At 66.7% G+C, this 21,709-nt stretch carries 17 protein-coding genes, 1 pseudogene and 1 riboswitch; of the genes and pseudogenes, 12 read left to right on the top strand and 6 right to left on the bottom strand.

What is annotated here, in order from left to right:
• Window positions 1-65: 65 nt before the first annotated feature.
• From G6N08_RS16515 to gcvP, 12 genes are all read left to right on the top strand, one after another.
• Window positions 66-1,709 carry an acetolactate synthase gene (locus G6N08_RS16515; protein ID WP_163759026.1) on the top strand — a complete coding sequence of 548 codons (1,644 nt, stop codon included), beginning with the start codon at window positions 66-68 and terminating at the stop codon, window positions 1,707-1,709.
• Between the two features lie 67 nt (window positions 1,710-1,776).
• Window positions 1,777-4,101: an accessory Sec system translocase SecA2 gene (secA2, locus tag G6N08_RS16510; protein WP_163759024.1), complete on the top strand. Its 2,325-nt coding sequence runs from the start codon at window positions 1,777-1,779 to the stop codon at window positions 4,099-4,101.
• Between the two features lie 10 nt (window positions 4,102-4,111).
• Window positions 4,112-4,777, top strand: coding sequence for a CDP-alcohol phosphatidyltransferase family protein (locus G6N08_RS16505; protein WP_246216785.1), 666 nt, complete (start codon window positions 4,112-4,114; stop codon window positions 4,775-4,777).
• Window positions 4,770-5,693, top strand: a complete 924-nt coding sequence (locus tag G6N08_RS16500; protein ID WP_163759023.1) for a DUF881 domain-containing protein — start codon at window positions 4,770-4,772, stop codon at window positions 5,691-5,693. The genes G6N08_RS16505 and G6N08_RS16500 overlap by 8 nt, the downstream gene beginning before the upstream one ends.
• Window positions 5,694-5,784: 91 nt before the next feature.
• Entirely contained in the window at window positions 5,785-6,117 is a 333-nt protein-coding gene (locus G6N08_RS16495) for a small basic family protein (RefSeq protein WP_163759021.1), read from the top strand.
• 6 nt (window positions 6,118-6,123) lie between these two features.
• On the top strand, window positions 6,124-6,960 hold the full coding sequence (locus G6N08_RS16490) for a DUF881 domain-containing protein (protein WP_163759019.1): 837 nt from the start codon (window positions 6,124-6,126) through the stop codon (window positions 6,958-6,960).
• Window positions 6,961-6,992: 32 nt separating this feature from the next.
• Window positions 6,993-7,388, top strand: a complete 396-nt coding sequence (gcvH, locus tag G6N08_RS16485; RefSeq protein ID WP_163759017.1) for a glycine cleavage system protein GcvH — start codon at window positions 6,993-6,995, stop codon at window positions 7,386-7,388.
• 152 nt (window positions 7,389-7,540) lie between these two features.
• A complete protein-coding gene (garA, locus tag G6N08_RS16480; RefSeq protein ID WP_163759015.1) occupies window positions 7,541-8,026 on the top strand; it encodes a glycogen accumulation regulator GarA in 486 nt (161 codons plus the stop codon).
• Window positions 8,023-8,766: a transcriptional regulator FtsR gene (gene ftsR, locus G6N08_RS16475; RefSeq protein WP_163759013.1), complete on the top strand. Its 744-nt coding sequence runs from the start codon at window positions 8,023-8,025 to the stop codon at window positions 8,764-8,766. The genes garA and ftsR overlap by 4 nt, the downstream gene beginning before the upstream one ends.
• 106 nt (window positions 8,767-8,872) lie before the next feature.
• Window positions 8,873-9,367, top strand: a complete 495-nt coding sequence (locus G6N08_RS16470; protein WP_163759011.1) for a bifunctional nuclease family protein — start codon at window positions 8,873-8,875, stop codon at window positions 9,365-9,367.
• A gap of 263 nt (window positions 9,368-9,630) precedes the next feature.
• Window positions 9,631-10,263 carry a MerR family transcriptional regulator gene (locus tag G6N08_RS16465; protein WP_163759010.1) on the top strand — a complete coding sequence of 211 codons (633 nt, stop codon included), beginning with the start codon at window positions 9,631-9,633 and terminating at the stop codon, window positions 10,261-10,263.
• Between the two features lie 111 nt (window positions 10,264-10,374).
• Window positions 10,375-10,471: riboswitch (glycine riboswitch) on the top strand.
• A 161-nt stretch (window positions 10,472-10,632) separates the two neighbouring features.
• Window positions 10,633-13,473 (top strand): aminomethyl-transferring glycine dehydrogenase, encoded by a 2,841-nt coding sequence (gene gcvP / locus G6N08_RS16460; RefSeq protein ID WP_163759007.1) that lies wholly within the window; start codon window positions 10,633-10,635, stop codon window positions 13,471-13,473.
• A 62-nt stretch (window positions 13,474-13,535) separates the two neighbouring features.
• On the opposite strand, the pseudogene G6N08_RS16455 reads toward gcvP, so the two are convergent.
• The 6 genes and pseudogenes from G6N08_RS16455 to G6N08_RS16430 form a co-directional block, all read right to left on the bottom strand.
• Window positions 13,536-13,766 (bottom strand): annotated as a pseudogene (locus G6N08_RS16455) (alpha/beta fold hydrolase); the annotation flags it as partial.
• A gap of 2 nt (window positions 13,767-13,768) precedes the next feature.
• The gene (locus G6N08_RS16450; RefSeq protein WP_163759005.1) at window positions 13,769-15,940 is read right to left on the bottom strand and encodes a substrate-binding domain-containing protein; all 2,172 of its coding nucleotides are present in this window, start codon (window positions 15,938-15,940) and stop codon (window positions 13,769-13,771) included.
• 102 nt (window positions 15,941-16,042) lie between these two features.
• Window positions 16,043-18,232: a malate synthase G gene (locus tag G6N08_RS16445; RefSeq protein WP_163759003.1), complete on the bottom strand. Its 2,190-nt coding sequence runs from the start codon at window positions 18,230-18,232 to the stop codon at window positions 16,043-16,045.
• 36 nt (window positions 18,233-18,268) lie between these two features.
• Window positions 18,269-19,159 (bottom strand): 3-methyladenine DNA glycosylase, encoded by an 891-nt coding sequence (locus tag G6N08_RS16440; RefSeq protein WP_163759001.1) that lies wholly within the window; start codon window positions 19,157-19,159, stop codon window positions 18,269-18,271.
• Entirely contained in the window at window positions 19,152-20,204 is a 1,053-nt protein-coding gene (locus G6N08_RS16435) for a hemolysin family protein (protein ID WP_163758999.1), read from the bottom strand. Before G6N08_RS16435 ends, G6N08_RS16440 begins: the two co-directional genes overlap by 8 nt.
• Complete coding sequence (locus G6N08_RS16430) at window positions 20,204-21,559, bottom strand: hemolysin family protein (RefSeq protein WP_163758997.1); 1,356 nt, start codon at window positions 21,557-21,559, stop codon at window positions 20,204-20,206. Before G6N08_RS16430 ends, G6N08_RS16435 begins: the two co-directional genes overlap by 1 nt.
• Window positions 21,560-21,709: the final 150 nt, after the last annotated feature.

Raw genomic sequence — 21,709 nt, 5'->3', positions numbered from 1 at the left:
ACAACGGCGCCTGCGGGAACATCCTCTCGGCGAAGGTACCCGAGGTCTGCGGATAGGCTCCGGTTATGGTTACCGACACAGCCCCGACCCACACTGTGCACGCCGGCCAGCTCATCGCCCGGCGGTTGCGGGCCAGCGGCATCGACACCGTCTTCACCCTCTCCGGTGGTCATCTGTTCTCCATCTACGACGGTTGCCGCAGCGAGGGCATCCGGCTGATCGACACTCGCCACGAGCAGACCGCCGCCTTCGCCGCCGAGGGCTGGTCGAAGGTGACCCGCACACCGGGTGTGGCCGTGTTGACCGCGGGACCTGGTGTCACCAACGGGATGAGCGCGATGGCGGCTGCGCAGCAAAACTCCTCCCCGCTGCTGGTGCTGGGCGGGCGGGCACCGGCGCAGCGGTGGGGCATGGGATCGCTGCAGGAAATCGACCATGTGCCGGTCGTGGCGCCGCTGGCACGATTCGCCGCCACCGCATCCTCGGCCGACGACGCGGGCACGCTCGTCGACGACGCGTTGCGGGCAACGGTCACCCCCCCGTCGGGCGTGGCGTTCGTCGATTTCCCCATGGACCACGTGTTCTCCATGGCTGGTGACGACGCGCGCCCGGGCGCACTGGGTGACCTGCCGGCTGGTCCGGCCCCCGACGGAGACGCCCTGGACCGCGCTGCGAGCCTCCTGGCCACGGCGCGACGACCGGTGATCATGGCGGGAACCAATGTTTGGTGGGGCCACGCGGAGACGGCGCTGCTGCGGCTCGCCGAGACGAACCGGATCCCGGTACTGATGAATGGGATGGCCCGCGGCACCGTTCCCGCCGACCACGAGCTGGCTTTCTCCCGGGTACGGGCACAAGCGTTGGGGGAGGCTGACGTTGCCGTGGTGGTCGGTGTGCCGATGGATTTTCGGCTCGGCTTCGGCACGGTGTTCGGACCACACACCCAGCTCGTCGTGGCCGACCGTGTGGCGCCGGAACGCGAGCATCCCCGGCCGATCGCGGCCGAACTTTACGGGGATCTGGCGCTCACACTGTCAGCGCTGACCGATGCCGGCGGCAGCGGTCACACCGACTGGATTCGCGCATTGCGCGCAGCCGAGAGCACGGCCCGCGACCTTGAACACACTGAATTGACCGATGACCGGATTCCGCTGCACCCGATGCGGATCTACGCGGAGCTGGCGCCGCTGCTGGACCGCGACGCGATCGTCGTCATCGACGCCGGCGATTTCGGCTCCTACGCGGGCCGGGTCGTCGACAGCTACGTTCCGGGGGCCTGGCTGGATCCCGGCCCCTTCGGCTGCCTCGGCTCGGGGCCGGGCTACGCGCTGGCTGCGAAGTTGGCGGCCCCGGACCGGCAGGTCGTGCTGCTGCAGGGCGATGGCGCGTTCGGGTTTTCCGGCATGGAATGGGACACCCTGGTCCGCCACGGGGTGCCGGTGGTATCCGTGATCGGCAACAACGGCATCTGGGGCCTGGAGAAGCACCCGATGGAAGCGCTCTACGGCTATTCGGTGGCTGCCGAGTTGCGTCCGGGCACCCGCTACGACGAGGTGGTCCGCGCGCTGGGCGGCCATGGCGAGCTGGTGTCCACTCCTCTCGAGCTGCGCCCGGCGCTCGAGCGCGCTTTCGCCAGCTCGCTGCCGGCCGTCGTGAACGTGCTCACCGATCCCACCGTCGCCTATCCCCGCCGGTCGAACCTGGCCTGAGGCGCGACCGCGGGCGGGCACAGACAGGCACGCTCACGCGCGGCCGGTCACCGCGTACCGTTGTGCTGTGCCTAATACCACCAGCGTCCTGCCGGGGCGTCTGAGCAGCCGGTTCTGGCGGCTGCTGGGCGCCACCACGGAAAAGAACCAAAGCCGTTCGCTGGCTCTGGTCAACGCGTCAGCGGACTACAGCGAAAAGGCCGCCGGTCTCGACGACGAGCAGCTGCGCAAAGCTGCCGCGCTGCTCAAACTCGATGATCTCGCCGGATCCGCCGACATCCCGCAGTTTCTCGCCATCGCCCGGGAAGCTGCCGAGCGCTCCACCGGGCTGCGGCCGTTTGACGTGCAACTACTGGGAGCGTTGCGGATGCTGGCCGGTGATGTGATCGAGATGGCCACCGGGGAGGGCAAAACCCTGGCCGGTGCGATCGCGGCGGCAGGCTATGCGCTGGCCGGCCGGCACGTGCACGTCGTGACCATCAACGACTATCTGGCCCGCCGCGACGCCGAATGGATGGGTCCGCTGCTGGAGGCGCTGGGCCTGACGGTCGGCTGGATCACCGCCGAGTCCACGCCCGAGCAGCGCCGGGCGGCCTACACCTGCGACGTCACCTACGCCTCGGTCAACGAGATCGGTTTCGACGTACTGCGTGACCAGCTGGTCACCGACGTCGCCGACCTGGTGTCGCCGAACCCGGATGTGGCGCTGATCGACGAAGCCGACTCGGTGCTCGTCGACGAGGCCCTGGTGCCGCTGGTGCTGGCCGGAACCACGCACCGGGAGACACCGCGGCTGGAGATCATCCGGCTGGTCGGGGAACTGGAGCCCGGCGTCGACTACGACACCGACTCTGATAACCGCAACGTGCACCTCACCGAGGCCGGGGCGCGCAAAATCGAAAGCGCGCTCGGCGGTATCGACCTGTACTCCGAAGAGCACGTGGGCACCACGCTGACCGAGGTGAACGTCGCACTGCACGCGCATGTGCTCCTGCAGCGCGATGTGCACTACATCGTGCGCGACGACGCCGTGCATCTGATCAACGCCTCCCGCGGGCGCATCGCGCAGCTCCAGCGCTGGCCGGACGGGCTGCAGGCCGCCGTCGAGGCCAAGGAGGGCATCGAAACCACCGAGACCGGGGAGGTGCTCGACACCATCACGGTGCAGGCACTGATCAACCGCTATACCACCGTGTGCGGTATGACCGGTACCGCGCTGGCGGCGGGTGAGCAGCTGCGCCAGTTCTACCAGCTCGGAGTCTCCCCGATACCGCCGAACACCCCCAACATCCGCGAGGACGAGCCGGACCGGGTCTATCTCACGGTGGCCGCCAAGAACGACGCGATCGTGGAGCACATCATCGCAGTGCACGAGACCGGGCAGCCGGTGCTGGTCGGCACCCGCGACGTGGCCGAATCCGAGGAGCTGCACCGGCGGCTGCTGCGCCGTGGCGTGCCCGCTGTGGTGCTCAACGCCAAAAACGATGCCGAGGAGGCGCGGGTGATCGCCGAGGCCGGCAAATTCGGTGCGGTCACAGTATCCACTCAGATGGCCGGGCGGGGCACCGATATTCGCCTGGGCGGCTCCGACGAGGCCGACCACGACCGCGTTGCTGCGCTGGGTGGGCTGCATGTTGTCGGCACCGGTCGCCACCACACCCAGCGGCTGGACAACCAGTTGCGGGGCCGGGCCGGGCGCCAAGGCGATCCGGGTTCGTCGGTGTTCTTTTCCAGCTGGGAAGACGATGTCGTCGCCGCTAACCTCGAGCGCAACAAGCTGCCGATGCACACCGATGACACGGGCCGGATTGTCAGCCCCAAAGCGGCCAGGTTATTGGATCATGCGCAACGCGTCGCTGAGGGCAAACTGCTCGACATCCACGCCAACACCTGGCGCTACAACCAGTTGATCGCCCAGCAGCGGGCGATCATCGTCGAGCGCCGAGATGCGTTGCTGCGCACTGCGACGGCGCGTGAGGAGCTCGCCGAGCTGGTACCTGAGCGCTACGCGGAGCTCGCCGAGCGCCTGCCTGAGGAGCGCCTGGAGAAGATCTGCAGGTTGATCATGCTCTATCACCTCGACCGTGGCTGGGCCGATCACCTGGCGTATCTGGCGGATATCCGCGAGAGCATCCACCTGCGCGCGCTGGGCCGGCAGAACCCGCTCGACGAGTTTCACCGGATGGCAGTCGCCGCGTTCGCGTCGCTGGCCGCTGACGCGATCGAGGCGGCCCAGCAAACGTTCGAAACCGCTGATCTTCTCGAGGATGAACCGTGGCTGGATCTGTCCAAGCTGGCGCGGCCGACGTCGACGTGGACCTACATGGTGCGCGACAACCCACTGGCCGACGACGCGCTTTCCGCGCTGAGCCTGCCGGGAGTGTTCCGATAGGTTTAAGGTCGTGGAGCAGCCCGGCCCGGTGCGCGACCAGATACTGACGGTGCCCAATGCGCTGAGTGTGGCGCGCCTGGCGCTGATCCCGGTGTTCGTCTACGTGCTGCTGGTGCCGCACGCTGACATGTGGGCAGCGGCGATTCTGATGTTCAGCGGCGCGTCGGACTGGGCGGACGGCAAAATCGCCCGGGTCCTGAACCAGGCGTCGAAACTGGGGGTCTTGCTGGATCCTGCGGTCGATCGGCTGTATATGGTCGTCGTCCCGATCGCATTCGGTGTGCGTGGCATCGTGCCATGGGCGATCGTCGTGGCGCTGTTGGCCCGCGACGGGCTGCTGGCGGCGACGTGGCCGCTGCTGCGCAGCCGGGGACTGTCGGCGTTGCCGGTGACCTATATCGGTAAGGCCGCGACGTTCGGCTTGATGTCGGCTTTTCCGCTGATCCTGTTGGGTCAGTGGGATGCGATGTGGAGCCGCGCACTCCTTGCCTGCGGATGGGCCTGCCTGATCTGGGGTATGTACGCGTATTTTTGGGCTTTGGTGTTGTATCTGGCGCAGGTGACGATGGTGGTGCGCCGGATGCCTGCGGTCTCCCGGACGGGCCGGGAACTGCGCGCCACAACACCGGGTGACGCCGGGCAACCACTCGCGGGCACGGTGGACGACCGTGGCTGATCCGGATCGTGCTCTCGGCGGTTACGATCCCGGCGCCGGGCGCAACGTGCATGCGGTGGGGCAACCACGGCTCATCCCGGTCCCGTCGCTGCTGCGTGCGCTGCTATCGCAGCACGTCGATCCCGGGTATGCTGCCGCAGCCGCTCGGCGCGGCTCCGGGGCACCGCCGTCCGTGCGCACACGCATCCTCGGCTGGCTTTGGCAGGCGGCGGCCGCACTGCTGGTCGCCACCGTCTTTGCCGTGGCCGTCGCCCAGGCCCGGTCGACGGCACCCGGGGTGCGGGCCGAACAACAGGTGCTGCGCCAGAGCGTGCGTTCGGTCGAGACGGCCATCGATGAGCTGGCCGGTCACCGCGCAGCGCTGTCGGCGCAAGTTGATGACATCCAGCGCCGTGCGCTGGCAGACGACGCCGAAGGTCAGCGTTTGCTGGCCAGCCTCGACAGACTCAACCTGGCCGCGGCCAGCACGCGCGTCACCGGCCCCGGTTTGGCCGTGACCGTCACCGATCCAACTGCCGGACCCAATCTCTCCGATGTGTCCAAACAACGCCTACCGGGCAGCCGGCAAGTCATCTTGGACCGCGACGTGCAGCTGGTCGTGAACTCTTTGTGGGCCAGCGGGGCGGAGGCGATCTCGGTCGGCGGAGTGCGCATGGGGCCCAATGCGACGATCCGGCAGGCGGGGGGCGCGATGTTGGTCGACAATAACCCGGTCAGCAGTCCCTACACGATCCTGGCGGTCGGGCCGCCGCACGCCATGCGTGACGCATTCGAGCGCAGCCCCGGATACCAGCGCCTGCGGTTGCTGGAGGCCTCGTATGGTGTTGGTGTCAGCGTGAGCACTGACGACGGTCTGGTACTTCCCCCCGCAGCGATCCGGGATATCAAGTTCGCCAAGCAGATTGGACCCCAGTGAACGACTACAGCGCGGAAGAGAGTTTCGTGGAACGACATTGGGTGCAAGCAGTTGCGGCGAGAGCAATCGAACCGGTTGGGGTCTGGCGGCAATGATCGGTATAGCAGCGTTGGTGGCCGGCGTTGTCCTGGGACTGGTCTTCCACCCCAGTGTGCCGGAGGTGATCCAACCCTATTTGCCGATCGCGGTGGTGGCGGCACTGGATGCTGTATTCGGCGGGCTGCGGGCTTACCTGGAACGGATTTTCGACCCGAAGGTTTTCGTGGTGTCGTTCGTGTTCAATGTGTTCGTGGCCGCGCTGATCGTCTACCTGGGTGATCAACTGGGTGTGGGCACACAGTTGTCCACAGCGATCATCGTGGTGCTGGGCATCCGCATCTTCGGTAACACCGCCGCGTTGCGACGGCGACTGTTCGGGGCGTGATACCCCATGAGCGACCAGGCCCCGCCATCTGGAAACGCACCCGAGAGTGCAACCGCGGCGCGTCACGGCCGGCACGAGCTACCCCCGGATCAGCCGCGGCCCGCGTTCGGGCGGCTGCAGCAGACCGGCCTGGCCGGTCTGCTGCAGCGGAGCCGCTCGCAGCTGGTGTTCGGGCTTCTGGCGATCCTGCTGTGCGTACTGCTGGGGGTCGCGATCGTCACCCAGGTCCGGCAGAACGAATCCGGGGACGCGCTGGAGACAGCGCGGCCAGCTGATTTGCTGGTGCTGCTGGATTCGTTGCGGCAACGCGAAGCCACGCTGAACACCGAGGTGGCGGAATTACAGCGCACACTGAGCTCCTTGCAGGCGTCGGGCAGCAGCGACCAAGCCGCCATCCAAAACGCCCAGGCCCGGTTGGCTGCGCTCGCCATCCTGGCCGGTACCGTCGCGGCCACCGGCCCGGGCGTCAAGGTGACGATCGAGGATCCCGAGCGGGGCGTTTCCCCCGAAACACTGCTCGACGTGGTCAACGAGCTGCGCGCCGCCGGTGCCGAGGCGATTCAGCTCAGCGACGCGCACCAGGCGGTGCGGGTGGGCGTCGATACCTGGGTCATGGGGGCGCCCGGTGCACTGATCGTCGACGCCCGCACCCTCGCCCCACCGTATTCGGTTTTGGCGATTGGAGATCCACCCACACTGGCCGCGGCCATGAATATCCCCGGGGGCGCGGTCGACAGCGTCAAACGCGTCGGCGGGCGCATGGCGGTGCAACAAACCGACCGAGTGGATGTGACCGCCTTGCGGCAGCCAAAACCGCGCCAATACGCTCAGCCCGTCAAGTAATACCGACAATACCGACCACAACAAGGATGACCGTGAGCGAAATCCCACCCGATCTGCACTACACCGCCGAACACGAGTGGGTTCGTCGCACCGGCCAAGACACCGTGCGGGTCGGCATCACCGACTTCGCTCAGTCGGCACTTGGCGACGTCGTTTTTGTGCAGCTGCCCGACGTGGGCACTGAGGTGACCGCCGGCGAATCCTTCGGCGAGGTGGAGTCGACCAAATCGGTGTCGGACCTTTACGCACCAATGTCGGCGAAAGTGATTGCCGTCAACCGCGATCTGGAGACCGCCCCGCAGCTGGTGAATTCCGACCCGTACGGCGCGGGTTGGCTGATTGATCTGCAGCTCGACAGTGGCGCTCTTGAGCAGGGCATGGCGGCACTGCTGGACGCTCAGGCCTACCGCGGCACGCTGACCGAATGAGATTGGTAAAGTCCAGCCGGCCCGCCGATCCTGCGGTGGGGCGCACATTGCGGACCGGTGCGCGGTACGGTCGACACATCGACAGTAAAACCGGTAGGAAACCGGCCGAGCGGCCTCGACAGTAACGCCACATCGGCCAGGAGGAGCAGCGGGTGACGGACAAGGATACCGACAGGGAGAAAGACCAGACTTCTGACGACGTCACCGTGGAGACGACATCCGTTTTCCGCGCCGACTTCCTCAGCGAGTTGGAAGCTCCCGCACAAGCGGGCGTCGAGGGCGCAGTGTCCGGAGTTGAAGGGCTGCCGCCGGGCTCGGCGCTGCTGGTCGTCAAACGAGGACCGAATGCCGGGTCACGATTTTTGCTGGACCAGCCGACCACCTCAGCCGGCCGGCATCCTGATAGCGACATTTTCCTCGATGACGTGACCGTGAGCCGTCGCCACGCCGAATTCCGGTTGGAGGGCAACGAGTTCCACGTCGTCGACGTGGGCAGCCTCAACGGGACCTACGTCAACCGGGAACCGGTGGATTCCGCGGTGCTGGCAAACGGTGACGAGGTCCAGATCGGCAAGTTCCGCCTGGTTTTCCTGACCGGCCCCAAGCCAGGTGACGGACAAGGATCGCCGAGCCAGTGACCGCGCCCGAGAGCTCCGCGCCGACCGGGATGTCGATCGGGGCGGTGCTGGAGCTGCTGCGGCCGGAGTTTCCGGATATCACCATCTCCAAGATTCGTTTCTTGGAGGCCGAGGGCCTGGTGACACCACAGCGGGCGGCTTCGGGCTACCGCCGATTCACCGCCTATGACTGTGCACGGCTGCGTTTCATCCTCACCGCGCAGCGCGACCACTACTTGCCGCTGAAAGTGATCAAAGCGCAACTGGACGCGCAGCCCGATGGTGAGCTGCCGCCGACGCCGTCACCCTATGGTGTGCCGCGGCTGGTTGCGGTGACTCCTGGCGCTGCTGCCGACGCTGGGCCCGACACCACCGCGGTGTCGCCCACCCCTGTGCGGCTGACCCGGGAAGACCTCCTTGAACGCTCAGGAGCGGATGACCACCTGCTGACAGCGCTGCTGAAGGCGGGAGTGATTACCGCCGGCCCGGCTGGTTTTTTCGACGAACACGCGGTGGTGATCCTGCAATGCGCGGGCGCGCTGGCCGAATACGGTATCGAACCACGGCACTTGCGGGCGTTCCGCTCTGCGGCCGACCGGCAATCTGACTTGATCGCGCAAATCGCCGGGCCGGTGGTCAAAGCCGGCAAAGCGGGTGCCCGTGACCGTGCTGACGATTTAGCGCGCGAGGTCGCGGCGCTGGCCATCACGTTGCACACGGCGTTGATCAAATCCGCCGTACGCGACGTTCTTCACCGCTGAGGACTAGACTTCGTTCGACAGGCTGGTGTTCGGCGGTTCGGAGTTCGGACCCACCCCGCCGCGCCAGATCTGAGTGGACACGGCACCATGCGGAGGGCAGACACAGATGGCTGAAGTTCGCGTCGTGGGCATTCGCGTCGAGCAGCCGCAGAACCAACCGGTGCTGTTGCTGCGCGAGGCCAACGGGGACCGGTATCTGCCGATCTGGATCGGCCAGTCGGAGGCCGCCGCCATCGCGCTCGAGCAGCAGGGCGTTGAGCCGCCGCGCCCGCTGACGCATGATTTGATCCGCGATGTTATTGCTGCGCTTGGGCATTCACTTAAGGAGGTGCGGATCGTCGATCTGAAGGAAGGCACCTTCTACGCTGACCTGATCTTCGACCGCAACATCAGGGTGTCAGCGCGGCCGTCGGACTCGGTGGCGATCGCGCTGCGTGTCGGCGTTCCGATCTATGTCGAGGAGGCGGTGCTCGCCGAGGCTGGTCTGTTGATCCCCGACGAGACAGACGACGAGTCCACCAGCGCTGTCCGCGAGGACGAGGTGGAAAAGTTCAAAGAGTTCCTCGACAGTGTCTCACCGGACGATTTCAAGGCCACCTGAGCGGCCAGCGGGGCGAGATGCGCCGCGCAGGCGGGTGGGAGTTGTCCGCCGCCCGCGGCGCCAATATCACGGATGCGTCTCATCTGAGAGTCCGAGGTCGACACGCCCACCGGATAGCGGCCCGTGACCGGTGTGATCGCCATACTTTGATGGCAACGGCGAGCAGACAGCTTGTCGAAAAGCGTATGCTCTCAAGCACTCGGGCCGGAGCAGACTGCCGCGACAGCCAGTGACAACGAGCGCGATCGGCGAGAGGAAGCACCGTGGGTGATCAACCACGTCAAGACCAGCTCGACCTTGCTGAGCAATCAGGACCCACCCCGGGTCACACCAGCCCCGCCGCGACGCCCGACGAGCCCGTACAACCTGGTTTGTTCCCCGATGACTCGGTGCCCGACGAGCTTGTCGGCTACCGGGGGCCCAGTGCCTGTCAGATAGCCGGGATCACCTACCGCCAGCTGGACTACTGGGCGCGGACCTCGCTGGTGGTGCCGTCGATCCGCAGCGCGGCTGGTTCGGGCAGCCAGCGACTGTATTCCTTTAAGGACATCTTGGTCCTCAAAATCGTCAAGCGGTTACTTGACACTGGTATCTCGCTGCACAACATCCGGGTCGCGGTTGACCATCTGCGGCAGCGCGGTGTCCAGGATCTGGCCAATATCACGCTGTTTTCCGACGGCACCACGGTTTACGAGTGCACCTCGGCCGAGGAAGTCGTCGACCTGCTGCAGGGCGGTCAGGGGGTGTTCGGTATCGCGGTGTCCGGTGCGATGCGGGAGCTCACCGGCGTCATCGCGGACTTCCCGTGCGAACGCGCTGACGGTGGCGAATCGATCAGCGCGCCCGAGGACGAGTTAGCCTCCCGGCGCAAAAACCGCGACCGCAAGATCGGCTAGCGCCGCGTCACGGCACGCAGCCGCAAAGGCTCCTGGAAGTCCAGGCTTCCGGAGGGGCGCCAGTGTCCGCTCGCCTTCGGGTTTTGCAGAACGGTATGCTCGGCAACGCATCGCCCTCGTGCGGGAGAGTTCTGTGGCGCCAGCTGCAGACGCCGAAGGAGCAACACCTCTCCGCCAACCTCTCAGGCACCCGGACCGCACGAATAACCGATGCCTCTGGAAAGTGGTAGCGGCCGGTAGCGGCCCGCACCCGCCGATGGGGAAAGGCGCCCGCGACAAATCGGCGCCGAATCTCTCAGGTGCCCGGTGCCCGGGTGACGACAGAGGGAGAGGGCCGGTAGTCCTCTGCCCGTGTCAGGAGCTTTGCCAGTGTCCGACCGTTCAGTTTTCGCCAGCCGCCACATCGGCCCGGATAGCCGCGATATCGCAACCATGCTTGCCGTCATCGGCGTCGACTCGCTTGAGGACCTTGCCACCAAGGCGGTCCCGGCGGGTATCCGCGACCCGCTGACCGGCAGCGGCGCCGCCCCCGGGCTGGACCAGCTGCCACCTGCCGCCACCGAGGCCGAAGCGCTCACCGAGCTGCGAGCGCTGGCCCAGGCCAACACCGTCGCGGTGTCGATGATCGGGCAGGGATACTATGACACCCTCACGCCGCCGGTGCTGCGCCGCAACATCCTGGAGAATCCCGGCTGGTACACCGCCTACACGCCATACCAGCCGGAGATCAGCCAGGGCCGGCTGGAGGCGCTGCTGAATTTTCAGACCATGGTCTCCGATCTCACCGGTCTGGAGGTGGCCAACGCGTCGCTGCTGGATGAGGGCACCGCCGCCGCCGAGGCGATGACGCTGATGCATCGCGCCGGGCGAGGGTCGGCGAAGCGGCTGGCCGTCGACAGCGATGTGTTCGCCCAGACCCGCGCGGTGCTGGCCACCCGCGCCGAGCCGTTGGGCATCGACATCGTCACCGCCGACCTGCGTGACGGTCTGCCCGACGGGGAATTTTTCGGTGTCATCACGCAGCTGCCCGGAGCCAGCGGGCTGATCACCGATTGGGCCACGCTGATCGCCGAGGCACATGAGCGCGGCGCGCTGGTGGCTGTCGGCGCCGATCTGCTGGCGCTGACGCTGATCACCCCGCCAGGCGAGATCGGTGCTGACGTCGCGTTCGGCACCACTCAACGATTCGGTGTGCCAATGGGATTCGGTGGCCCGCACGCCGGGTACCTGGCGGTGCACGCCAACCATGTGCGCCAGCTGCCGGGCCGGCTGGTGGGGGTGTCCGTCGATGCAGATGGGTCGCCGGCGTTCCGGTTAGCGCTGCAGACCCGTGAGCAACACATCCGTCGCGACCGGGCAACGAGCAACATCTGCACCGCTCAGGTGCTGCTGGCGGTGATGGCCGCCATGTATGCCAGCTATCACGGCGCCGAGGGGCTCACCGCGATCGCCCGCCGCGTACATGCCCACGCCCGCGATCTGGCCGCCGGCCTGGCCGCGTCGGGTGTGCAGGTGGTGCACCGGCGGTTCTTCGACACGGTGCTGGCCCGGGTGCCCGGGCGCGCGGCCCAGGTCCAGGCCGCGGCCAAGGAGCGCGGTATCAACGTGTGGCGAGTTGACGATGACCACATCTCGGTCGCGTGCGACGAAGCCACCACCGCCGAGCATGTGGCCGCCGTGCTGGCCGCGTTCGGTGCAACGCCGGCACAAAACAGCGGCGAGTTTGCCGATATCACCACCCGCACCTCGACGTTCCTGACGCACCCGGCGTTCACCCGCTACCGCACCGAGACATCGATGATGCGGTATCTGCGCACGCTGGCCGACAAAGACCTCGCCTTGGACCGCAGCATGATTCCGCTCGGCTCGTGCACGATGAAACTCAATGCCGCAGCCGAGATGGAGCCGATCACCTGGCCGGAGTTCGCTCGTCTGCACCCATTCGCCCCGGCCTCGGATTCCGCTGGGCTGCGTCAGCTCATCGACCAGCTGGGCTCTTGGCTGATGCAGCTCAGCGGTTATGACGCGGTATCGCTGCAACCTAATGCGGGTTCCCAAGGCGAATACGCGGGTCTGCTGGCGATTCGCGCCTACCACGCCAGCCGCGGGGAATCCCGGCGCAATGTCTGCCTGATCCCGTCAAGCGCGCACGGCACCAACGCGGCGTCGGCGGCGCTGGCCGGCATGCGGGTGGTTGTGGTGGGCTGCCGCGACAACGGTGACGTCGACCTCGACGATCTGCGCGCCAAGGTGCGCGAGCACGCCGACCGGCTCTCGACCCTGATGATCACCTATCCGTCCACCCACGGGGTCTACGAGCCCGATATCGCGGAGATCTGCGCCGCGGTCCATGACGCCGGCGGTCAGGTGTACGTCGACGGCGCCAACCTCAACGCGCTGGTCGGCCTGGCCCGGCCGGGTAAGTTCGGCGGCGATGTCAGCCACCTGAACCTGCACAAGACGTTCTGCATCCCCCATGGCGGCGGCGGACCGGGTGTTGGTCCGATCGTGGCTCGCTCGCACCTGGCGCCGTTCCTGCCGGGTCATCCCTACGCCCCCGAATTGCCGGGTGGGCGCCCGGTGGCGTCGGCGCCCTATGGTTCGGCGTCGATTTTGCCGATCACCTGGGCCTACATCCGGATGATGGGCGCCGACGGCCTGCGCAGAGCGTCGCTGACTGCGATCGCCTCGGCGAACTACATCGCCCGCCGGCTCGACGAGTATTACCCGGTGCTTTACACCGGCGAGAACGGCATGGTCGCCCATGAGTGCATCCTGGACCTGCGGCCCATCACCAGGTCGACCGGAGTGACCGTCGACGATGTCGCAAAACGCTTGACCGACTATGGTTTTCACGCTCCCACCATGAGCTTTCCGGTGTCCGGCACGCTGATGGTGGAACCCACCGAGAGCGAGAGCCTGGCCGAAGTGGACGCGTTCTGTGCGGCGATGATCGCCATCCGCGCTGAGATCGACCGGGTCGCCGCGGGGGAGTGGCCGGCTGACGACAATCCGCTGCGGGGTGCGCCGCATACGGCCGCGTGTCTGCTGAGAGCCGACTGGGACCACCCCTACACCCGCGAAGAAGCCGCCTACCCGCTCGGTGAATCCTTCCGGCCCAAGGTGTGGCCGCCGGTGCGTCGCATCGACGGCGCCTACGGTGACCGCAACCTCGTCTGCTCATGCCCACCGGTGGAGGCGTTCGCTTAGCCTCGGCAGTGCGTTCCGCGGCGGCGCGAGCGCGTCGGCGGCGCACTTCCGCAGTCGCCTGCTTAGCCGAAGCGCTCGCTGATCGCCGCTGCGATCGGTTCAGGCGCATCCTCGTGGATGAAATGCTTGGCGTTCGGCAATTCGACAACGACGTGATCCGGGAAGATGCTGCGCATCCGCGGCACCGATCGGCCGGGAGGCAACGCGGGATCCTTCATTCCCCACAGCAGCAGTGCCGGTTTGGCACCTAGCCGGTCAGGCACCTCCCGCGCGAGCCGTCCCAGCAGCGGCCGGGTCAGCTTAACAAGCTGGTCAGTGCGGTAGTCAGCTCAGGCGACGCTGAACTCGCCAGGTGCTGGTAGCTGCCACCGGATAGCCGGGCAACGGCCTGCCAGGTGGACTGGTCGGGGTCGTTGCCGAAATCGATGATGTTGATCGCCACCGGTTTGTTCGGATCCATGCTGGCGCGGATGAAATCCTGCAAACCAGGCCCGTCGAGCGTGCGGTCGGTGTGTGGTCCAGCAGTGAGTACGAGTACTGAATTTGGTTCGCCGGGAATGAAATTCGCGAGCGCTTGCTTGTAGACCAAGCGCAGTGTGGTGAACGAAACCGCACCGCCGGCCGAGGAGCGCTGCTTGTCGAGCACCGCAGCGATGACTGCCGAACGTGGCTGACCGTTGACCGGGTCGGACAGCGGCCCGGGCGAGACCTCAGTTCGCCCCTCGACGCCGTCAAACGTCCACAGCCCCACCACCGCGGTCGGCGGCAGCGCCTTAATCCGATCCTGCAGCGCCGCGATGACATTGGCCAGCCGGGTTTTGCCGCCCTCCTCGGTGGTCATCGATTGGTCGAGCATGATGGTGACCGCTCCGCCCGCGGCCGGTGCGGTCAGCACATCGGCCAGTGTCGCGCGCATCGCATCGTCACCAACCGACAGCGTCGCCGGCAATGCGGTGAATTTAGTGACTTCGCTGCTCGGCGGCTTGACGCCCTGCACGCGGAAACCGGCTTTGGCGAGATCGGCAAGCTGGTCGGGTTTGTGCATGAACCGGGCAAACGCACTCGCAGCGGTCGCCTGCTCTTGCGACAGCCACGGACCGCTAAGCAGCACAGTGGGGAAGTCGGCGACCGCTGCCGGTCCGGGCGGCAGCCATGAACTCAACATGCTTGCCGCATCCGGGAGCGACTCGCCGCGTTGGAAGAGCTGCTGCTCGGTGGTGACCACCGCGTGTACCGGCGCGGCCGCCGGGTCGCCGGGTCTCAGCAGCGCGTTCATCGCTTCGGTAAGCGAGTCGTCAGCAAGCTTCGGCTGGGCGGCGACCAGCGTCCGCACCGCCCCCGTGCCCGCGGTGGGCGGCGCACCCGGAGGTGCTGACGCTGCTGCCACCGCCTCGGCGGCCAGAAACGCCGCATCACTGTTGCCGCGGATCGGCAGCGCCAACCGCAACGATCCCCAGGCCGGCAGGTTGAGCCTCGCCAACGCGTCGGGATCGTTCTGCAGGCCCGGCAGCGTCGCCCAGTTCTGGCTGACCAGCGCACGTTGCAGTTCCGGGCGGACCGCGAGCAGCACCGGCGACGTGACCAGCGACCGGCTGTCGCTGACGATTTGCGGGCCCGCCGCCGCGGTCAACCGCGCCGCTGACACCGAGCTGCCCGGTATCCACAAGCCCGGACGTTCGCCCAGATCGGCGGGCCAGTTTCCGATAAAACCGTTGACCACAGCGTCGGAACCGGCGGGTTTGACGCTGATCGACACACATCGATCACCCACCGGGGTCGCCGAGGCGTTGTACCGGTCGGCGAATTCCTGCACGTGATCGGCGATGGCGGGATCGGCGATCACCGCCACTGTCTCCTTACTACCCAGGCAACGCCCCACGGCGGTGTGGGAACGGTGTGACAACACCTCGCCGAAGAAGCGCCACAGGATCACGGTTGCGACGACGATGACCACGGTGACAAGAGCCGCGATCACCCCGATGCTGACACCGCGCCGACCGCCGTCACTGCGGTGCCAGCCTCGCCACTCGTTGCCGCCGCGATGTTCGCCGTGTCGCCGCGGCGGCAGGCTGGGCGGCTGCTGCGCGCGGCGCGGAAAATCGGGGTAGTCGTCGGCGTCCGCGCTGGTTTCCACGGCAGGATAGCGGTCCTCGTCGCGAAAGCCGCCCTCCGCTAAACGACCGTGCCGGTGCTCTCGAAGAGCCTCGGGATCATCGCCGGAGTAATCGGCAGAACCCGGATCATCCTCGGGGCGTTCCTCGCTGTACCGCGGATCACCGACTGGCGCGGGGAAGCCGGAGTCAGCGCCGCCGACCGAGTACCTCCCAGCGTGCGAACCGTCACGTGCGTACTCGGCTTCGTCGTGCGCACCACGCCAGGCGCCGCGGGTGTCGTCGTCCCAGAATGTGTAGTCGTCAAACGGTTCGCCGGCAAAATCCCCGGGCTCGGGCATGCTATGCCTACCCATGCCGGTGTGTGCATCCTCTCTTTCGGCCCAATATCGCCTGCTCCGTTGCCGGCCCGGCGCCGAGTCTAGTCATCCGGGAGGTCGCTGCAGGGCGAGCCGAAATCACGCACCGGCGCGGGCCTTGAACTCGCGGCGGCGGCGATGCAGGATCGGCTCGGTGTAGCCGTTGGGCTGCTGCGTCCCGGACAGAATCAGCTCCTGAGCAGCCAAAAACGCGATGCTGTTATCGAAGTTGGGCGCCATCGGCCGGTATGCGGGATCACCCGCGTTCTGCTGGTCGACCAATGGGGCCATGCGCTCCAGGCTGGCCCGCACATCGTCGGCGGTAATCACGCCGTGGCGCAGCCAGTTGGCCAGCAACTGGCTGGAGATGCGCAACGTTGCGCGATCTTCCATCAATGCGATGTTGTGGATGTCGGGCACTTTTGACGACCCGACACCCTGGTCGATCCAGCGCACCACGTAACCGAGGATCGACTGGCAGTTGTTGTCGAGCTCTTCGCGGATTTCTTCGGGTGCCCAGGCTAATTCCTTGGCCAGCGGAATGGTCAGCAGCTGATCGATCGTGGTGCGCTTCTTGCCGGCCAACTCCTTTTGTACCGCCGCCACGTCGACCCGGTGGTAGTGCATCGCGTGCAGGGTCGCTGCGGTGGGCGAAGGCACCCAGGCGGTGCTGGCGCCGGCACGGGGCTGAGCGATTTTTTGCTCCACCATGTCGGCCATCAACTCGGTCATCGTCCACATCCCTTTGCCGATCTGAGCGCGGCCGGCGAACCCGGCGGCCAGGCCGACATCGACGTTGTTGTCCTCATAGGCCAGGATCCAGGGCTGGGTCTTCATCGCTCCCTTGCGCACCATCGGACCGGCCTCCATCGAAGTGTGGATCTCATCCCCGGTGCGGTCCAGGAATCCGGTGTTGATGAACACCACCCGGTCGGCGGCGGCTTTGATGCAGGCCTTCAGGTTCACGGTGGTGCGCCGCTCCTCGTCCATCACGCCGACCTTCAGGGTCTTCTGCGGCAGCCTGAGAACATCTTCGACCCGGCTGAACAGCTCGGTGGTGAACGCCACCTCCTCGGGACCGTGCATCTTCGGTTTGACGATGTAGATGGACCCGGTCCGGCTGTTCACCAACGGCCCGTTGGCCTCGCTGGCTTTCAGGCCGTGGATGGCGGCCAACCCGGTGAACAAAGCGTCCATGATGCCTTCGAACACCTCGTTGCCGTCGGCGTCCACGATGGCGTCGTTGGTCATCAAGTGCCCCACGTTGCGCACGAACAGCAGGGCTCGCCCGGGCAGGATGAGCTCGCTCCCGTCGGGCGCGGTGTAGCGACGATCGTGGTTGAGCACCCGGGTGAAGGTGCGCCCGTCCTTGTCGACCTCGGCGGCCAGATCACCCTTGTTCAGGCCCAGCCAGTTGCGGTAGGCGCGGACCTTGTCGTCGGCGTCGACCGCGGCCACGGCATCCTCGAAGTCGATGATCGTGGTGACAGCGGCTTCCAGGATCACGTCCTTGATACCGGCGCGGTCAGTCTTGCCGATCGGCGATTCCCGGTCGATCAGAATGTCGATGTGCAGGCCGTGGTTGACCAGCAACACCGACGTGGGTGACGCCGGATCGCCGGTGTAGCCGGCTAACTGGCCGGGATTGGCCAGTCCACGCGAGAGTTCGTCACCGGCCAGATCGACCAGCAACCGGCCGTCGTCGACCCTGAAGGCGGTGGCATCCGCATATGACCCGGAGGACAACGGTACCGATTCGTCGAGGAAGTTGCGTGCATAGGCGATCACCTTCTCGCCGCGCACCTGGTTGTAGCCGGTGCCCTTCTGGGCGCCGTCGGTCTCCGGGATGACATCGGTGCCGTAGAGCGCGTCGTAGAGCGAGCCCCAGCGGGCGTTGGCCGCGTTCAGCGCAAATCGTGCGTTGGTGACGGGCACGACCAGTTGCGGACCTGCCGTCGCGGTGATTTCCGGATCGACCCCAGACGTGGTGATGGTGAAGTCCTCCGGTTCGGGCAGCAGATAGCCGATGTCGGTGAGGAACTGACGGTAGGCCTCCGGGTCGTGCGGCTCGAGCACATGGTGCCGGTGCCACTTGTCGATCTGGGCTTGCAGTTCGTCGCGGCGGGCCAGTAGCTGGCGGTTCTGCGGAGTCAGATCGGTGATGACCTTGTCCACGCCTGCCCAGAAGCTCTCCGCGTCGAGGTCGGTGCCGGGCAACGCCTCGTCGTTCACGAAGTCGTAGAGCACCTCGGCAACGCGCAGGTTCCCTACCGGCACACGATCAGTCATCAAGTTGTCCCTCCCTCTGCTGGCAACGAGCTCAGCTTACCGGTAGGTAGTGTCGTCGCCGTTTTCCGCGACCCGCAGCAGCTGGTCACACCGGGCTAACAACGCCGTGCGCAGCGGCGCGGCGCGCTGCGCGATCAGCCGCTGGCAACGCACAAACTCGGCGCGACCGGCGCGGTGTTCCACGGTAATAGGGGAGTATCCGTAGCCGCTGAGATCATACGGGCTGGCACGCATGTCAATTTCGCGTGCGGCCGCGGCGAGTTCCAGGCAGTCGAACAAGAGGTCGGAGTCGACCAGGGGGATCAGTTTGTAACACCATTTGTACAGATCCATATTGGCGTGCAGGCATCCGGGCTGCTCCCAGTCCGGTTGGGTAGCGCGGCCGGGTGTGCCGTCATTGCGTGCAGCGGCCGGGGCGGTGAAAAAACGAAAAGCGTCGAAATGGCTGCACCGCAAGGGCATTGACTCCACCACCGCGTCAGTGGCCGACCGCGACAGCCGCAGCGGGATATGGCTGTGGCGCACGGCCTCGCTGCGATAGACCATCGCCCATTCGTGCAGACCGAAACAGTCGAGCCGGGCTGAGCGCCGCGCGGTCGCCCGCAGCAGCCGCGCCACGAATCGAACAGTGTCCAGCCGGCTGCGCAGGTGGTTTTCGCTGACCGTCACACCGTCACGCCGAACGGTGTAGCCGCGCCGGCTCCGGTAATGCCGCACGGCGTCGTCACCGGCGAGGAGCACACCAAAACCCGGGTGCCAGCAACGCAACTGACGTGGCCGCAGGCTGTAGTAGGTGAACAGGAAATCGCCCACCGGGTTGCCGCCCCGGCTGCGGTGCCGGCTCAGGAACGTCTCGACGCGTCGGCTGTACTCCTCGGCGCGCGCCATCCAGTGCTCGGGTTCGAGCCGCGCGCCGCACTCAGGCATGATGTGCCCCGTCCCGTACCGTGCCGATCAGGTCTTCTACCAGATCCGCCAGCGCCACCATCGCGACCACGTCACCGGTGGTGGCAGTCACCAGCGCCAAATGGCTGTTGGTGCGGCGTAGCTGGGACAAGGCCTCCGCCAACGGCAGCGACTCGGGCAGCAGCGGCAGCGGGCGCACCATCTCCCGATCCACCACGGCCCGCGGATCCTCGCCGAGCGCCAGCACGTCTTTGATGTGCACGTACCCGACGAAGCGGCCGTCGGCCCCGACCACCGGAAACCGCGAGTAGCCGGTTTCGGCCAGCGCTTTTTCCAGCGCCGCTACCGTCGGACCTGATCCGGGCGCGGCCACCGGCACCGCACGCACCTGCGCCAGCGGCACCGCGACATCGGCGACGACCCGATTACGAATCTGCAGGGCGCGGGTGAGCCGGGTGTGCTCCTGGTGATCCAGCAGCCCTTCCGACAAGGATTCGGCGATCATCTCGCTGAGTTCAACTGTGGACACCGTGACATCGAGCTCGTCTTTGGGCTGCACGCGCAGCACCCGCAACGTCGCACCGGCGCACCAGTTGTACAGCGCGATGACGGGGCGGGCCACCCGAATGTAAAGCAAGTAGGGCGGGACCAAGAACATCGCCGCCTTCTCCGGGCCGGCCAGGGTGATATTCTTCGGGACCATTTCACCGAGCAGCACATGCACGGTCACCACGATCGCCAGCGCGGCGACCAACGACGTCGAATGCAGCAGCGCGTTGGACGCCCCGAGCCAACCCAACGGCTTGGCCAGCAGGTCGGCCACCGCGGGCTCGCCGATGCGGCCGAGCAGGATCGAGGACACCGTGATCCCTAACTGGGCGCCGGCGAACATGAGCGGGAGCTGTTCACCGGCATTGACAACCGTGGCCGCCCGGTGTTTGCCCTGGCCGGCTAACGTGTCGAGCCGGTCACGCCGCGCCGAGATCAGCGAGAATTCCGCAGCCACGAAAAACGCGTTGGTGCCGATCAACACGACGGTCAGCAGCGCGCGCAGCAGGTCCCCCATCAGTGGCTCTGCTCCCGTCCACCGCTCAGCGGGATCAACTCGAGCATGTCGATACGACGGCCGTCCATGCGCAGCACAGTCGCCAGCCACCGCTCGGCGCCCCGCGAACGCCCCTCTGGGCTGAACGCTGTCAGCTCTACCGTCTCGCCGACCACCGGAATGTGGCCGAGCTGATGCAGAACCAGTCCGCCGATCGTCTCGTAGTCGCCTTCGGGGGCGTGATACCCGGTGGCCGCAGCCACTTCGTCGATCCGAAGCAGCCCCGATACTCGCCAGCCGCTGCCGGCGGGCACCACATCCGGTGCGGCGCGGTCATGTTCGTCGCGGACGTCGCCGACGATCTCTTCGATCAAATCCTCGACGGTGACCATACCCGCGGTACCGCCATACTCGTCGACGACGAGCGCAGTCTGCAGGCTGTTGCCGCGGATCTGGGCCATCACCGCATCGCCGTGCAGGGTGGAGGGCACCACCGCGACCGGCTGGGCGACTGCGGTGAGCAGCGTGTGAGCCCGCTCGGCGGGAGGCACTTCGAAAATCTGCTTGACGTGCACGATCCCGACCGTCTGGTCGAGGTCGCCGTCGATGATCGGAAACCGGGAGAACCCGGTCTGGGCGGCGGTGGCAACCAGGTCGGCGACGGTGTTGTCGGTCTGCAGTGCCACGATCTTCGAGCGGGGTGTCATCAGCTCCTCGGCGGTGCGGGCGCCGAACTGCAAAGACCGGCGCACCAGTGCGGCTGTGGCGCGGTCCAGCGCGCCGCTGCACGCCGACGCTTGCACCAGCGACAGCAGTTCTTGCGCCGAACGAGCCGATCTCAGTTGCTGCGCCGGCTCGATGCCGAGCTGGCGCACCATCCAGTTCGCGGTGCCGTTCGTCAGCCGCACGGCCGGCGTCAGCATTGCGGAGAACAGCAGCTGAGGACCTGCGACCGCGCGCGCGACTCGAAGCGGGCGCGCCACTGCGACGTTCTTCGGCACCAGCTCGCCGAAGACCATCGACAAGGAGGTGGCGATCCCCAGTGCGGCGAAGGCGGTGACCGCGTCGCCGACGCGATCCGGTACTCGCAGTACCTCCAGCGCCGGGTGCGGCAGGTGCCGCACCATCGGTTCGGTGAGATAGCCGGTCACCAGCGTGGTGATGGAGATGCCCAACTGGGCACCGGAAAGCTGGAACGACAGCGTGCGGTGTGCACGCTGGACGAAGCGGTCGCGGCGGCTCCCATTGCGTGCATTGGCGTCCACCGTGCTGCGCTCCAATGTGGTCAGCGAGAACTCGGCGGCGACGAACATCGCGGTCCCGGCCGTCAACACCACGATGGCCAGCAGGCTGAGCACGGTGACGGTGAGATTCACCGGTGTAACCCGCTCCCTGGCGGCCGCTGAGCCCGGAAGCCAACGGCCTCAACGGGTGACTGCGGCACGTCATCCCTTTCGCTTGATGCCGCGCAGCAGGATGCTGCGGAATCGAAGCTCACATGGTAGCGAAGATCGCGCGACCGGGGC

The sequence above is a fragment of the Mycobacterium botniense genome (genome assembly GCF_010723305.1).
Lineage (GTDB): Bacteria > Actinomycetota > Actinomycetes > Mycobacteriales > Mycobacteriaceae > Mycobacterium > Mycobacterium botniense.
Note: the sequence above shows the minus strand (reverse complement) of the source record. Positions and strands in the feature narration are given on the sequence as shown.

Bases quoted from the DNA above. Each gene is read 5' to 3' on its own strand.
- G6N08_RS16495 (WP_163759021.1), top strand. From the start codon at position 5,785: ATGATCGGTATAGCAGCGTTGGTGGCCGGCGTTGTCCTGGGACTGGTC.
- G6N08_RS16515 (WP_163759026.1), top strand. From the start codon at position 66: ATGGTTACCGACACAGCCCCGACCCACACTGTGCACGCCGGCCAGCTC.
- G6N08_RS16445 (WP_163759003.1), bottom strand. From the start codon at position 18,232: ATGACTGATCGTGTGCCGGTAGGGAACCTGCGCGTTGCCGAGGTGCTC.
- G6N08_RS16490 (WP_163759019.1), top strand. From the start codon at position 6,124: ATGAGCGACCAGGCCCCGCCATCTGGAAACGCACCCGAGAGTGCAACC.
- G6N08_RS16440 (WP_163759001.1), bottom strand. From the start codon at position 19,159: ATGCCTGAGTGCGGCGCGCGGCTCGAACCCGAGCACTGGATGGCGCGC.
- G6N08_RS16450 (WP_163759005.1), bottom strand. From the start codon at position 15,940: ATGGGTAGGCATAGCATGCCCGAGCCCGGGGATTTTGCCGGCGAACCG.
- G6N08_RS16435 (WP_163758999.1), bottom strand. From the start codon at position 20,204: ATGGGGGACCTGCTGCGCGCGCTGCTGACCGTCGTGTTGATCGGCACC.
- G6N08_RS16470 (WP_163759011.1), top strand. From the start codon at position 8,873: ATGGCTGAAGTTCGCGTCGTGGGCATTCGCGTCGAGCAGCCGCAGAAC.